Raw genomic sequence first — 14,276 nt, 5'->3', positions numbered from 1 at the left:
CTTTCGTCTGCGGGCCCGGTGGGGGGCTTTCGTCTGCGGGCCCGGTGGGGGGCTTTCGTCTGCGGGCCCGGTGGGGGGCTTTCGTCTGCGGGCCCGGTGGGGGCTGGTCGCGCCCACGCGGCGGAGCCGCACATCGATACAGCCTCGCGCCCCTAGGTAGGTGAGGGCCCCGGAACTAGAAGTTCCGGGGCCCTCACGTGCCTACGACAAGTCCCTACGCCTCCGGCAAGCCGTCCAGCTGGTTCTTGATGCGGGCGATGTCTTCGTCGGCCTTCGTCAGGCGGCCGCGGATCTTGTCGACCACGTTGTCCGGGGCCTTGGCCAGGAACGCCTCGTTGCCGAGCTTGGCCGTTGCCTGGGCCTTCTCCTTCTCTGCGGCGGCGAGGTCCTTCGCGAGGCGCTTCCGCTCCGCCGCGACGTCGATCGTGCCGGAGAGGTCGAGGGCGACCGTGGCGCCGCCGACCGGGAGGGTGGCCGTCGCCGCGAAGGCGTCGCCCTCCTGCTGGAGGCGGAGGAGCTGGCGGATGGCGGCCTCGTGGGGCGCCAGGGCCGTGCCGTCCAGCGTGAGGCGGGCCGGGACGCGCTGGCCGGGCTGGAGGCCCTGGTCGGCGCGGAAGCGGCGGACCTCGGTGATGACCTGCTGGAGGGTCTCGATCTCCTTCTCGGCCGGTGTGTCACGGAAGCCCGAGTCCTTCGGCCAGTCCGCGATGACGATCGACTCGCCGCCCGTCAGGGTCGTCCAGAGCGTCTCCGTGACGAACGGGACGATCGGGTGCAGCAACTTCAGGGTGACGTCGAGGACTTCACCCAGGACGCGCTTGGAGACCTCGGCCGGCTCGCCGCCCGCCAGGAACGTCGTCTTGGACAACTCGACGTACCAGTCGAAGACTTCGTCCCACGCGAAGTGGAACAGCGCGTCGGAGAGCTTCGCGAACTGGTAGTCCTCGTAGAGCGCGTCGACTTCGGCGACCGTGGAGTTCAGGCGGGACAGGATCCAGCGGTCGGTCGCCGACAGGCGGTCGGCGTCCGGGAGTTCGCCCTCGATCGTCGCGCCGTTCATGAGGGCGAAACGGGTCGCGTTCCAGAGCTTGTTGGCGAAGTTGCGCGAACCCTGGACCCAGTCCTCGCCGATCGGGACGTCGACGCCCGGGTTGGCGCCGCGCGCGAGGGTGAAACGGAGCGCGTCGGAGCCGTACTTGTCCATCCAGTCGATCGGATTGACCGCGTTCCCGAAGGACTTGGACATCTTCTTGCCGAACTGGTCGCGGACCATGCCGTGCAGGGCGATGGTGTGGAACGGCGGGGTGCCGTCCATCGCGTAGAGGCCGAACATCATCATCCGGGCGACCCAGAAGAAGAGGATGTCGTAGCCGGTGACCAGGACGGAGTTCGGGTAGAACTTCGCGAGCGACTCGGTCTGTTCGGGCCAGCCGAGGGTGGAGAAGGGCCACAGGCCGGAGGAGAACCAGGTGTCGAGGACGTCGGTGTCCTGGTGCCAGCCCTCGCCGGTCGGGGCCTCGTCGTCGGGGCCGACGCAGACGACCTCGCCCTCCGGGCCGTACCAGACCGGGATGCGGTGGCCCCACCACAACTGCCGTGAGATGCACCAGTCGTGGAGGTTGTCGACCCAGTCGAAGTAGCGCTTCTCCATCTCCTGCGGGTGGATCTTGACCCGGCCGTCACGGACCGCGTCGCCCGCCGCCTTCGCGAGCGGGGCGACCTTGACCCACCACTGCATGGACAGCCGCGGCTCGATGGTCGTCTTGCAGCGCGAGCAGTGGCCGACCGAGTGGACGTACGGCCGCTTCTCGGCGACGATCCGGCCCTCGGCGCGCAGGGCGGCGACGATCGCGGAGCGGGCTTCGAGGCGGTCCTGGCCCTGGAAGGGGCCGGGGACGGTGATGACGGCGTGCTCGTCCATGACCGTGATGGCCGGGAGGTCGTGCCGCTGGCCGATCTCGAAGTCGTTCGGGTCGTGGGCGGGGGTGACCTTGACGGCACCCGTGCCGAACTCGGGGTCGACGTGCTCGTCCGCGACGACCGGGATGGAACGGTCGGTCAGCGGCAGCTTGATGAGCTTGCCGACGAGGTGCTTGTAGCGCTCGTCGCCGGGGTGAACGGCGACGGCCGTGTCACCGAGCATGGTCTCGGCGCGGGTCGTGGCGACGACGATGGTCTCGTCCCCGTCGCCGTACTTCATGGAGACGAGCTCGCCGTCGTCGTCCTGGTACTCGACCTCGATGTCGGAGATCGCGGTGAGACAGCGCGGGCACCAGTTGATGATGCGCTCGGCGCGGTAGATCAACTCGTCGTCGTAGAGCCGCTTGAAGATGGTCTGGACGGACTGGGAGAGACCCTCGTCCATGGTGAAGCGCTCGCGCGACCACGCGACGCCGTCGCCGAGGCGGCGCATCTGGCCGGAGATCTGGCCGCCGGACTCGCCCTTCCACTGCCAGACGCGCTCGACGAAGGCCTCCCGGCCCAGGTCGTGGCGGGACTTGCCCTCCTTGCCCAGCTCGCGCTCGACGACGTTCTGCGTGGCGATACCGGCGTGGTCCATGCCGGGCTGCCACAGCGTCTCGTAGCCCTGCATGCGCTTGCGGCGCGTGAGGGCGTCGATGAGCGTGTGCTCGAAGGCGTGCCCGAGGTGCAGGCTGCCCGTGACGTTCGGCGGCGGGATGACGATCGTGTACGGCGGCTTCTCGCTCTTCGCGTCCGCCTCGAAGTAACCCCGCTCCACCCAGCGCTCGTACAGCGGCCCCTCTACATCGGCCGGCGCGTACTGGGTCGGCAGTTCGGAGTCGGGCGCTGGTGGCTGCTGCTGAGCGTTCTCGGTCACGGGCCCAGTTTAGGGGTGTCGCGGGGGTGTCCCGAAACGCGTTTGTTCTGTAACGGTGCGCCCCCCGATGCTCTGCGCTTCCTGTGACTGGGCCAGGATGTCGGGATCACATAAGCATCTGGAGGGGAACCCAGAAATGAGCTACAACCAGCCGGGCCCGTACGACGGGCAGCCCCAGCAGCCCGGTCCGTACGGTCAGCCGGGTCCCTATGGCCAGCCTCCCCAGCAGGCGCCGCAGGGCGCCCCCCAGCCCGGCTACGGCTACCCCCAGCAGGCTCCCCCCGCCCAGCCGGGCTACGGCTACCCGACGCAGCCCCAGCCCCCGCAGGGCGTCCCGCCGCAGGGCCCCTACGGCCAGCCGCAGCCGCCGTACGGCCAGCAGGCGCCGTATGGCCAACCGCCTTACGGGCAGCCCCCGTACGGCGTTCCGCAGCCGCCGCCCGGCGGGAAGAAGAAGACCGGGCTCATCATCGGCGCGGTGGCGGTCGTCGCCGCCATCGGCGTGGGCGTGTACTTCGTGCTCGGCTACACCGGGTCGTCCGGTCTCGCGGACGACGGTCCGCACAAGCTGACGACGCCGGCGAAGGTGCTCGGCGACTACAACCGGGCGACCAAGGACGGCGACACCAGCGACAGCGGCTCGTCGACCGTCAAGGACCTGGAGAAGAGCGGCGTCAAGAACGGCACCGCCGTCTTCGGCGCCTACACGACGGCCGACCTGAGCGGCTACAACCCGAGCGATCCCTCCACCGCGCCCAGCGCGGCGGAGCTGCTCACGGCCAAGGGCATCTCGCTCATCGGTGCCTATGGCAAGATCGCCGATCCGCAGAAGTCCCTGGACGCGTTCTTCGCGGACATCCAGAAGGACGTCAACCAGAGCGGCTCCTCCAGCAGTTCGTCGGGCGGCAGCAAGCTGGTCGGGGACCCCGAGTCGGTCGACGTCAACGGCGCGGTCATGAAGTGCCAGGCGGCCAAGGGCACCAACCAGGTGACCAAGAAGACGCAGACCGACTGGTTCTGCGCCTGGGCCGACTACAGCACCATCGCGATGGTGTCCCCCGGTGACAACACGGCCGATGTGTCGAAGGACACCGCCGTCTCCATGACCACCAAGCTCCGCAAGGAAGTTCGGGTGAAGAGCTAGCCCCGGAGGCCTCAACCACGAAGGGCGCCCGGTCAGTCGACTGACCGGGCGCCCTTCGTGTCGTAGGGGAGAAAGCGGCTACGCCGTCTTCTGCTCGCCCGGGCCTCGGCCCCGCGCGTCGCGCGGGATCAGGGTCGGGTTGACGTTCGACAGGACGACGTCCGCAGTGATGACGACCCGGGCCACGTCCTTGCGGGACGGGACCTCGTACATGACGCCCTGGAGGACTTCCTCCATGATGGCGCGCAGGCCGCGGGCGCCGGTCTGGCGGAGGATGGCCTGGTCGGCGATGGCTTCGAGGGCCTCGCGCTCGAAGTCCAGCTCCACGCCGTCGAGTTCGAAGAGGCGCTCGTACTGCTTGACGAGCGCGTTGCGCGGCTCGATGAGGATCTGGAGCAGGGCCTCGCGGTCCAGGTTGTGGACCGAGGTGATGACGGGGAGGCGCCCGATGAACTCGGGGATCATGCCGAACTTCACCAGGTCCTCGGGCATGACGTCCTCGAACTGGTCCTTGGCCTGCAGCTCCCGCTTCGAGCGGATCGTCGCGCCGAAGCCGATGCCCTTGGCGCCGGCCCTGGACTCGATGAGCTTCTCCAGGCCCGAGAAGGCGCCGCCCACGATGAACAGGACGTTCGTCGTGTCGATCTGGATGAACTCCTGGTGGGGGTGTTTACGGCCGCCCTGCGGCGGGACCGAGGCCGTCGTGCCCTCCAGGATCTTCAACAGGGCCTGCTGGACGCCCTCGCCGGACACGTCGCGGGTGATCGAGGGGTTCTCGCTCTTCCGCGCGACCTTGTCGATCTCGTCGATGTAGATGATGCCCGTCTCGGCCTTCTTGACGTCGTAGTCAGCGGCCTGGATGAGCTTCAGCAGAATGTTCTCGACGTCCTCGCCGACGTAGCCCGCCTCCGTGAGCGCGGTCGCGTCGGCGATCGCGAACGGCACGTTCAGCATGCGGGCCAGGGTCTGTGCGAGGAGGGTCTTGCCCGAGCCCGTGGGGCCGAGCAGGAGGATGTTGGACTTCGCCAACTCGATGGCGTCCTCGCGGTTCTGACCGCCGCCGTGCTCACCGGCCTGGACGCGCTTGTAGTGGTTGTACACCGCGACCGAGAGAGCCTTCTTGGCCGACTCCTGGCCTACGACGTACCCCTCAAGGAACTCGTAGATCTCACGGGGCTTGGGGAGTTCCTCCCAGCGCACCTCGCTCGTCTCCGCCAGTTCTTCCTCGATGATCTCGTTGCAGAGGTCGATGCACTCGTCGCAGATGTACACACCGGGCCCTGCGATGAGCTTCTTGACCTGCTTCTGGCTCTTGCCGCAGAACGAGCACTTGAGCAGATCGCCGCCGTCACCGATGCGTGCCACGGTGTGCTTCCCCTTCGCCTGGGAGACGCCTAGGTCCAGCGACTCCTGGTGCTGCCTTATGTCCGACGGTACCTTGCCGGGCCCCCCGTTCGGGCCCCCCTTGGCACGGTTCACTTCCACGTGGACGTGCCAAGGGGTGGTGGACGATACAGGTCCGGGTCAGCGGACGTCGGCGTTGTTCATCTTCCGGGTGGAGATGATCTGGTCGATCAGGCCGTACGACAGGGCGTCCTCGGCCGTGAGGATCTTGTCGCGCTCGATGTCCTCGCGGATCTTCTCGATCGGCGTCTTCGAGTGCTTGGCCAGCAGGTCCTCCAGCTGCGCACGCATCCGGAGGATCTCGTTCGCCGCGATTTCGAGGTCGGAGACCTGGCCCCGACCCGTCTCGCTGTACGGCTGGTGGATCAGCACGCGCGCGTTCGGCAGCGCCATGCGCTTGCCCGGCGTACCGGCGGCCAGCAGGACGGCGGCGGCGGACGCGGCCTGGCCCATGCAGACCGTCTGGACGTCCGGCTTCACGAACTGCATCGTGTCGTAGATCGCGGTCAGCGCCGTGAAAGAGCCACCGGGGCTGTTGATGTAGATCGAGATGTCGCGGTCCGGGTCCATCGACTCCAGGCACAGCAGCTGTGCCATGACGTCGTTGGCCGACGCGTCGTCGATCTGGACACCGAGGAAGATCACGCGCTCCTCGAAGAGCTTCGCGTACGGGTCGTACTCACGCACGCCCTGCGAGGTGCGCTCCACGAAGCGCGGGATCACGTAACGGGACTCGGCGGCGGGACCCGTGTATTCGGCGCGTGCGTGCTCGTACAGGCCGTTGCCGGGGAAGTCGTTCACTGTCTCTCTCCTAGGGGCTGTGACGGTCGGCTGGGGGCTGTGCTGGGGCATCAGGCCCCGGTGCCGCCGCCGCCCGGCATACCGGCGGCCGTGGGAATCACGTCGTCGATGAGGCCGTAGTCCTTGGCCTCGTTCGCGTCGAACCAACGGTCGCGGTCCGAGTCGCGGGTGACCTGCTCGATGCTCTGGCCCGTGTGCTGGGACGTGAGCTCGGCCATGCGCCGCTTGGTGTGCAGCAGCCGCTCCGCGTGGATCTTGATGTCGGAGGCCGAACCGGCCAGGCCGGCGGAGGGCTGGTGGATCAGGATCTCGGCGTTCGGCAGCGCGAAGCGCTTGCCCGGGGTACCCGCGCTGAGAAGGAACTGGCCCATGGAGGCGGCGAGGCCCATGGCGATGGTCACCACGTCGTTCTTGATGAACTGCATGGTGTCGTAGATCGCCATGCCGGCCGTGATCGAGCCGCCGGGGCTGTTGATGTAGAGGTAGATGTCCTTGTCGGGGTCAGCGGCAAGGAGGAGGAGCTGCGCGGTGATCTTGTTGGCGATGTCGTCGTCGACCGCCTGGCCGAGAAAGATGATCCGCTCACCGAGCAGCCGGTTGTAGACCTGGTCGCCGAGGCCACCGATAGAGGGCTCGCCGGCGGCTGTAGGCATCAGATTCGTCACGTATCCACCTGCTCGTCTTTACGACGGCGCCGGGCCGTCTCACCGTGTACTGCCGGGGGCAATGGGGACTCCCCTGCCCTCGTATTCATGGACCCTAACGCGCGGGTCCCTTCGGAGAATCCCGCAAAGGGAACTGTTCGCTGTCAGCACACAGCGCTGCGCTGGCCTGAGCGGAATCCCTCGCGGTGGGGTGGGTGCGGTTTGTAGCGGGGCTGCGGGTCGGTGGGGGCTGAGCGCGCCGTTCCCCGCGCCCCTTCAGGGCGCCCCAGTGGGCGGTATGGCAAAGGGCCCCGGGGCTTGATGCAAACCCCGGGGCCCCTCGTTCGCTGCTTACGCCTCGGTCGGCTCCTCGACGGCCTCGGCCGTCTCGGTGGCCGTCTCGTCGTCCTCGTCGTCCAGGTCGACGATCTCGCCGTTGGTGTCCTTGACCGTGGCGGCCTCTACGACGACGGCCAGGGCCTTGCCGCGGGCCACCTCGCCGACGAGGAGGGGGACCTGGCCGCCTTCGACGACGGCCTGGGCGAACTGGTCGGGGGACATGTTGGAGGAGGCCGCGCGACGCATGAGGTGCTCGGTGAGCTCCTCCTGGTTGACGTTCAGCTTCTCCTTGTTGACGAGCTCGTCGAGGACGAACTGCGTCTTGATGCCCTTGACCGCGGCTTCCTTGGTCTCGGTGTCGAACTCCTCGGCCGTCTTGCCCTGGATCTCCAGGTACTTGTCGAGGTCGAGGCCCATCTGGCCGAGCTGGTGGTGCTCCAGGTTGTGCTTGCGGGTGTTGATCTCGTCCTCAAGGAGCTTCTCGGGGACGGGCACCTCGACGAGCTCCAGCAGCTTCTCCAGGACGCGCTCCTGGGCCTGCGTGGCCTGGTCGTACTGCTTCATGTTCTCCAGGCGCTTGCGGCTGTCCGCGCGCAGCTCCTCCAGAGTGTCGAACTCGGAGGCGAGCTGGGCGAACTCGTCGTCCAGCGCGGGCAGTTCGCGGGCGGCGACCTGGGTGACCTTGACGGTGACCTGGGCCTCCTGGCCGGCCGCGGAGCCGCCCTTGAGCTCGGAGGCGAAGGTGGCCTCGCCACCGGCCTCCAGGCCGGTCACGGCCTCGTCGATGCCTTCGAGCAGCTCGCCGGAACCGATGGTGTAGGAGACGCCCTCGGCGACACCGTCCTCCAGGACCTCGCCGTCGACCTTGGCCTCCAGGTCGAGGGTGACGACGTCACCGTCGACGGCGGCGCGCTCGACCGGGGAGGTCGCGGCGAAGCGCTCGCGCAGCTGCTCGACCGACTCGTCGATGTCCTCTTCGCTGACCGCCACGGCGTCGACCTCGACCTCGATGCCCGAGTAGTCCGGGATCTCGATGGTCGGGCGGATGTCGACCTCGGCGGTGAAGTTCAGCGTCTCGCCGTCCTTCAGCTCCGTGATGTCGACCTCGGGCTGGCCGAGCGGGTTGAGCTCCGCCTCGTTGACCGCCTCGGTGTAGAACTTCGGAAGCGCGTCGTTGACCGCCTCCTCCAGGACCGCACCGCGGCCGAACCGCTGGTCGATGACGCGCGCCGGGATCTTGCCCTTCCGGAAGCCCTTCACCGTGACCTGCTGGTTGATCTTCTTGTACGCCGCGTCGAGGCTGTCCTTGAGCTCCTCGAAGGGCACCTCGATGCTGAGCCGAACCCGGGTCGGGTTCAGGGTCTCCACGGCGCTCTTCACGGTTCGGTCTCCTTGGGGGCTGACTTCTTGGGGTGCGGACCCAGACAGGTCCGGCGGTTTCTGGTCGCCCGGAGGACTTCAGAGTGTGAGAGACACACGGGCGCGCAGCTTGCATAGTAGCCGCAGCGACGAGACCCCCCAAAAGGCGATCCCGCGAGGTACTGGTGTGATACCGGTCCCGGAGGTCCGGTATGTGGTCGGGGTGGCGGGATTTGAACCCACGGCCTTCCGCTCCCAAAGCGGACGCGCTACCAAGCTGCGCCACACCCCGTCTGGTGCGACACGTAGGGTACATGCCCGCAGGCGGTCGGGCCGCCGCATTTCACGAGCGCCGGGGTGCCGGACGGGACATGGGGAATGCGGTGTGCGCTCAGGGCACCCGACCCGCTACGATGCCTTCTGTGCCGCGGTCGTCTGACCTGCGGCGCGTCGTGTGCGGGCGTAGCTCAATGGTAGAGCACTAGTCTTCCAAACTAGCTACGCGGGTTCGATTCCCGTCGCCCGCTCCATACGACTCAGGGCCAGGTCGGAGAACCACTCTCCGACCTGGCCCTGAGTCGTTCCCGGAGTCCCGCCCCTGCCGGCGGCTCAGAAGCTGATCGAGTTGATCGTCTCCGCCAGTGAGTTTATGAACCGGTTGATGGACGGGGCCATCCCGGTCGAGGCGAGGAAGAAGCCGAAGAGGATCGCGACCACGGCTGGGCCGGCCTTGATCGATCCCCCTCGGATCAACACCACCAGGATGATCGCCAACAGCAGCACCACAGACAGTGAAATGGCCACAACTGATCACACCCTCGGTCGGTCCGCTCTCCCGGCCCGGGGACGCAACCCGCGCACCCCGCCAGAACCATCGTGCCACCAACGCGGCCCACGTATGCGGCGGGTGACGCATCGTTGGTCGCAAAGGTTCGGCAGGGTCGCGTTCGCAGTTCGTTCGCATTATTGGCATGCGCACATGAACGGGCCTTCTCCGTGTGCCCTTTTGCGCCTTTTGATCGGGATGAATCGTGACATCGCGAACAGATTCCGGACGCGCGTCCGATGGTTTCACCGATTTCCACAGGCAACGCTAGGGTGCCTCAGATGTTCCACGTTGACGCGCCCCCGGGCCAGAACGAACAGAGCAAACAGAACGAAAAGAACGAACAGACCAAACCGCGCGACGCGTTCTTCGACAACGCGAAGTACCTGGCGATCCTGCTGGTCGCCATCGGGCACTCCTGGGAGCCCCTGAAGGGCGACAGCAGAGCGCTCCAGGGCCTGTACATGGTCGTGTACAGCTTCCACATGCCGGCGTTCATCGTCATCTCCGGCTATTTCTCCCGCAGTTTCGACATGAGCCCCGCCCGGCTGAAGCGGCTCCTCACCGGTGTCGCGCTGCCGTACATCGTCTTCGAGATCGCGTACTCGCTCTTCAGCCGCTACGCCAACGACGACCCGCACCAGCAGATCACCCTCCTCGACCCGCTGTATCTCACCTGGTTCCTCTGCTCGTTGTTCATCTGGCGGCTGACCACCCCGGTCTGGAAACTGGTCCGGCACCCGCTGCCGGTCGCCCTCGGCATCGCCATGCTCGCCTCCTGCACCCCGGCCATGACCGACGACTTCGATCTGCAGCGGACGGCGCAGTTCCTGCCGTACTTCGTGCTCGGCCTGGTCCTGAGGCCCGAGCACTTCCGGCTGGTGCGGCGGCGCGAGGCGCGGATGCTGGCGGTGCCGGTGTTCGTGAGCGCGCTGGTCTTCGGCTACTGGGCGGTGCCGCGGATGAACGCGAGCTGGCTCTACCACCACGACTCCGCGCAGGAGTTCGGCGCGCCCTGGTGGGCCGGGCCCGTGATGATGCTCGCGATGTTCGGCTGCTCGCTGCTGCTGACCGCCGCCTTCTACTCCTGGGTGCCGAGCCGGAAGACCTGGTTCACGGCCCTCGGCGCGGGCACCCTCTACGGCTATCTGCTGCACGGCTTCCTGATCAAGGGCGCCGGCTACGCGGGCCTGTACGACCACACCTGGCTGCACCGCCCGTACGGCGTCGCCCTGGTGACCGCCCTCGCGCTCACCGCCGTCACCCTGCTGTGCACCCCGCCCGTACGCCGGGTGTTCCGCTTCGCGATCGAGCCGGACATGGAGTGGGCGTTCGAGCGGGACGCGGCCGAAGTCGCCCGTCAGCGACAGAGGACGCTGGTGAGCTGAGCACCCGGGATGTCTCAGGCGCCCTTGAGATGCCTCATCAGTCGCTCGGAGTCCGCCCATCCCGCGAGGTCCGAGGGGTCGCCCCGGAAGGGGTAGTACAACGCCGGGCGTCTCTTCGGGCCCAACTCGCGTGGCGGCAGGGGCAGCGGGGTGCGCCCGGCCCGGTCGCCGGGCAGCTCACGCACCTCCTCGGCACCGAGGACGAAGGCGTACGGGACGCCGGGCCCCTCGAAGCGCGGCGGTACGGACAGGCCGCGGCGGGCCCGGCGGACCTGGACCAACATCGACTGCAGATCGTGCCGGGTGGCGAGGACCTCCGCCGCCCGGGTCACCTCGGCATCCGTCGGCACCCGTTCACCCGGGCCGTAACCGAACGCCAGCGTGACGTCCTCCTCCACACCGCCCTCGGTACGGCTGATCCGCACCGTCGCGAGGTCCGGGCGCTCCGGACCGCCGACGACCACCAGCCAGGTCGGCTCGGGCGCCCGCTCGTGGGCCAGGTCCGTCAACTGGCCTGGCGACCAGGGCAGGTTGGCGGGCTCCTCGGTACCCCAGCCGGCCGGCGGCTCACCGGTGAGCTCACGCCATACGGCTTCCAGCGCGCCGCCGAGCACGAGCCGCTCGTCCGCCGGGTGCACGGCCCGGAAGGACACGGCCAGTCGGCGTTCGCCGTCGTCGGCGACCTCGGGGGGTGAACGACTCGGCCACGGAGGTACGGGGGTCCTCCGGCGTCGCGTCCGGGGACCCTGCCGTCACGAACAGGCCGTTGTCCCAGCGCAGTACGGCTCCGGACAGTCCGTCGTAGTAGCCGTCCTTCCCGTCCTGCACCACCCAGCGCGAGGGCCAGCCCGACAGGTTGCCGCGGACCGCCGGGGACAGGCGCGTGCCGGCGGGGGTGGCGATCTGCAGGCCCGGTCCGGCGTTGGCGACGGCCCGGAAGGCGTCCGAGAGCCAGGCGGTCATCGCGACCACCGGGCGGTCCTGGATCACCACGGCGACCTGTCGGTGAGCACGTCCACGGCGGGCTGCGCCGCGGCCGGAACCGGCACCGCGCGCACCCCGTCGGTTGTCGACCACCGCCAGGGACCGGGCCGCCTGCGGCGGCCAGGCGGTGCCGCCGGCCAGGGTGGCGACGCGGGCCGCGAAGGTACCGGCGAGTTCCTCGGCCTCCTTGACGCCGGTGGTGGCACGAGCCTCGGTCCACGCGGAGCGCCGGTCGTCGAGTCCCGTCAGCGCCGAGGCCATCAGCGCCAGCCGCGGCAGCACGCCGAGCCGAGCAGCACGACGGAGAACACGGCCATCACCGCACCGAGCCGGTCCGGCCGGTCCGGCCGGTCCTGCACGGCGGCGACCGCCTCCCACACCAGGGTGATGAAGGCGGTGGCGCCGGCCCCGAGGAGCGCGCCACGGCCGAGCGGGGAGAAGTGGGCGAGCAGCACAAGGGTGAGCACCAGCGCCGCGACGACTCCGGCCGGCCGGACCGGGCCGGACCAGCTGTAGGTGTCGGCGGCGGTCCAGGCGGCGAGCAGTCCGAGCCCCCCGGAGGCGAGCAGCGGTGCCGTGGCGAGCCCGCGGTTGCCGTCGCCGAACTTCGAGACGAGCGCGCCGGCGACCAGGAACACGACCGTGACGGCCGCGAGCGCGATGGTGACGGACTCAAGCGGGAACTCGCGCCGGGCCAGCAGGGCCGCGGCCACGGCGAACACGACCGTGGCCACCCCGGAACTGGCCCGGCGTGCGGCGGGCCGCCAACGCCAGGCCCGCAGATCGAGGTCGTCGGCGACCTGGTCGGTGACGTCGTGCACGACGGGTGCGGGCGGCGCGGCATGGGCGCGCACCAGCTGGAGCACGGCGCCGTCGGGCACCTCGGACGACGACAGTGTGGCCTCGTGCGGCAGCACCGAGCCGTCGGAGGTGATCAGCTGCCCGGGTCATGGGCCGCGCGCCGGCCCGGTCGTCGAGCAACTGCAGGATGTCGGGCAGCAGTTGCCCGATCGGGGTGTCCGACGGCAGAGCGATGTCGACGCGCCGGCGCTCACCGACCAGCGTGACCCGGCTCAGTTGTGTCCGGGACGTCGTTGCTGTGCTCACCACCTACCGGAACCCATTCATCGCGAAGTTGTGGCCGAGGATGCCGAGGACGGCTGCGCGGAGGGGCCGCCGTACTGCTGCCGCTGCCGCTGTTGCTGCTTCTGCTTCTGCTTCTGCTTCTGCTTGGCCAGGGTGGCCTGCAGGAAGGACCATCCGACGCATCCGGCGCACCGCCACCGACTCCAGCAGTTGGCTGTCGTAGTCCCGTGCCATCGAGTTGGTCCTGTGCCTGTGTTCTCTGTGCGGTCGTCAGTCGTCGGAGGTCGTGGGGTTTTCGGGGATGCCAGGGGTCTCGGCGGTGAGGCCGAGGTACTGCCGCATGGCGGCGTACTTCCGCGTCAGACGCCGTGCGGTGGGCTCGTCGAGTGCGGCCAGCCGGCGCGGGTCGGCGTTGTGCGCGAGGTCGGCCTCCTTGACCAGCCGTGCGCCCTCGGTGGCCAGGATCCGCTCCGCGTACACCCGCGGGTCCTCGCCCGGCCGCTTGCTCAGGGCCTGCACGACGTCCTTGGTGCGCTGGGTGAGCGCTGCCGCCGCCAGCCACTCCTCACTCAGCACACCGTCCTCGACCGCGTCGTGCAGCCAGGCTGCGGCGATGAGTTCGCAACCACCACCACGGGCACGTACGCCTTCGGCGACGGCCTCCAGGTGCTCGACGTAGGGCCGACCGGCCTTGTCCCGCTGGGCGGCGTGCGCGGCACGGGCGATGGACTCGACCTCGGCGAGCGTCATGACCTGTGCGGACGACCCGTCGGACGGTGCGTCGTACGGCATCCAGCATCCCCCTCGTCCCCGTGACTTCGCCCGTGCAACATAGAACACGGACGGGCGGGCGGCGTACCCAAGGCCACCGAGTTGCCGGGAACGGCGCCGAAACCTCCGCAGAACCGCGTTGCTCACGGAGTGGGGAATCCCGCCGTGGACACCGTCGTTGGCAGCCGACGGCATCCCGCCGGGAACGCTGTCCGTCGTGTGCGGGAGGGCCCGGTGTACGCCGTTGTCCGCCGCGTGGGAGACGCCCACGGACGCCGGCTCCGAGGCGGGGAGGGTCCAGTGGGACGGGAGCCCGGGGGCCGCTCCCTTCGGGATCGGGGTCGTCTCGACGTTGCCGGCGTGGTCGAGGAGGTTTCCGTTCGGCTCCAGAACCCGGCCGTCGGGAAGGTGTACGGAGCCGTCGGGAAGGGTCGGGATGTCGATCTTGCCGATGCCCTTCAGGTTCTTGGCGATGTCGCCGACCTTGGTCAGGCCGGCGCCGGCGCCCTTCATGACGTACGTCATCGGGTCGATGATCTTGCCGGCCTTACCGGCCAGGGAGACCGCCTTGGCCACCGCGCCCGCCTTGCCCGCGCCGGCCACGGCCGCCCCCTCGCCACCGGTGAAGACGGTGGTGCGGACGTTGAAGGTGACCGCACCCGCCGCACGTGCGGGATTCCTGCCCCACTCG

The 14,276-nt window shown here is 68.9% G+C and carries 9 protein-coding genes, 2 tRNA genes and 2 pseudogenes; 3 read left to right on the top strand and 10 right to left on the bottom strand.

The window, feature by feature from the left end; all coding sequences use genetic code 11:
- Positions 1-214: 214 nt before the first annotated feature.
- Entirely contained in the window at positions 215-2,839 is a 2,625-nt protein-coding gene (locus tag OG226_RS32455; protein ID WP_329350887.1) for a valine--tRNA ligase, read from the bottom strand.
- A gap of 136 nt (positions 2,840-2,975) precedes the next feature.
- On the opposite strand from OG226_RS32455, the gene OG226_RS32450 reads away from it, so the two are divergent.
- Positions 2,976-3,983, top strand: a complete 1,008-nt coding sequence (locus OG226_RS32450; protein WP_328683356.1) for a hypothetical protein — start codon at positions 2,976-2,978, stop codon at positions 3,981-3,983.
- Between the two features lie 78 nt (positions 3,984-4,061).
- Here the strand turns inward: OG226_RS32450 and clpX are convergent, their stop codons facing one another.
- The 5 genes from clpX to OG226_RS32425 all read right to left on the bottom strand — a co-directional run bounded on the left by clpX (position 4,062) and on the right by OG226_RS32425 (position 8,822).
- The gene (gene clpX / locus OG226_RS32445; protein ID WP_328683355.1) at positions 4,062-5,348 is read right to left on the bottom strand and encodes an ATP-dependent Clp protease ATP-binding subunit ClpX; all 1,287 of its coding nucleotides are present in this window, start codon (positions 5,346-5,348) and stop codon (positions 4,062-4,064) included.
- 159 nt (positions 5,349-5,507) lie between these two features.
- Entirely contained in the window at positions 5,508-6,188 is a 681-nt protein-coding gene (locus OG226_RS32440) for an ATP-dependent Clp protease proteolytic subunit (RefSeq protein ID WP_328683354.1), read from the bottom strand.
- Positions 6,189-6,238: 50 nt separating this feature from the next.
- A complete protein-coding gene (locus OG226_RS32435; protein WP_327407260.1) occupies positions 6,239-6,841 on the bottom strand; it encodes an ATP-dependent Clp protease proteolytic subunit in 603 nt (200 codons plus the stop codon).
- Positions 6,842-7,183: 342 nt separating this feature from the next.
- Complete coding sequence (gene tig, locus OG226_RS32430; RefSeq protein WP_328683353.1) at positions 7,184-8,551, bottom strand: trigger factor; 1,368 nt, start codon at positions 8,549-8,551, stop codon at positions 7,184-7,186.
- 194 nt (positions 8,552-8,745) lie between these two features.
- Positions 8,746-8,822: transfer RNA gene (locus OG226_RS32425), tRNA-Pro, on the bottom strand.
- A gap of 164 nt (positions 8,823-8,986) precedes the next feature.
- On the opposite strand from OG226_RS32425, the gene OG226_RS32420 reads away from it, so the two are divergent.
- Positions 8,987-9,060: transfer RNA gene (locus OG226_RS32420), tRNA-Gly, on the top strand.
- Positions 9,061-9,139: 79 nt separating this feature from the next.
- Here OG226_RS32420 and OG226_RS32415 read toward each other — a convergent pair.
- Positions 9,140-9,334: a hypothetical protein gene (locus tag OG226_RS32415; protein WP_328683352.1), complete on the bottom strand. Its 195-nt coding sequence runs from the start codon at positions 9,332-9,334 to the stop codon at positions 9,140-9,142.
- 303 nt (positions 9,335-9,637) lie between these two features.
- Between OG226_RS32415 and OG226_RS32410 the strand changes: the two genes are divergently transcribed.
- Positions 9,638-10,744, top strand: a complete 1,107-nt coding sequence (locus OG226_RS32410) for an acyltransferase family protein (RefSeq protein ID WP_328683351.1) — start codon at positions 9,638-9,640, stop codon at positions 10,742-10,744.
- 14 nt (positions 10,745-10,758) lie between these two features.
- Here the strand turns inward: OG226_RS32410 and OG226_RS32405 are convergent.
- From OG226_RS32405 to OG226_RS32390, 3 genes and pseudogenes are all read right to left on the bottom strand, one after another.
- Positions 10,759-11,947, bottom strand: a pseudogene (locus OG226_RS32405) (DUF6177 family protein); the annotation flags it as partial.
- A 3-nt stretch (positions 11,948-11,950) separates the two neighbouring features.
- Positions 11,951-12,838: pseudogene (locus OG226_RS32400) on the bottom strand (EsaB/YukD family protein); the annotation flags it as partial.
- Between the two features lie 246 nt (positions 12,839-13,084).
- Positions 13,085-13,606, bottom strand: a complete 522-nt coding sequence (locus tag OG226_RS32390) for an HD domain-containing protein (RefSeq protein ID WP_328686493.1) — start codon at positions 13,604-13,606, stop codon at positions 13,085-13,087.
- Between the last annotated feature and the right edge of the window lie 670 nt (positions 13,607-14,276).

This window comes from Streptomyces sp. NBC_01261 (assembly GCF_036226385.1).
Classification (GTDB): domain Bacteria; phylum Actinomycetota; class Actinomycetes; order Streptomycetales; family Streptomycetaceae; genus Streptomyces.
This window is presented reverse-complemented; position numbering and strand designations above follow the sequence as displayed.

Excerpts from the sequence above, each read along its gene's own strand:
- OG226_RS32450 (WP_328683356.1), top strand. The coding sequence starts at position 2,976 with ATGAGCTACAACCAGCCGGGCCCGTACGACGGGCAGCCCCAGCAGCCC.
- OG226_RS32435 (WP_327407260.1), bottom strand. The coding sequence starts at position 6,841 with ATGCCTACAGCCGCCGGCGAGCCCTCTATCGGTGGCCTCGGCGACCAG.
- OG226_RS32410 (WP_328683351.1), top strand. The coding sequence starts at position 9,638 with ATGTTCCACGTTGACGCGCCCCCGGGCCAGAACGAACAGAGCAAACAG.
- OG226_RS32390 (WP_328686493.1), bottom strand. The coding sequence starts at position 13,606 with ATGCCGTACGACGCACCGTCCGACGGGTCGTCCGCACAGGTCATGACG.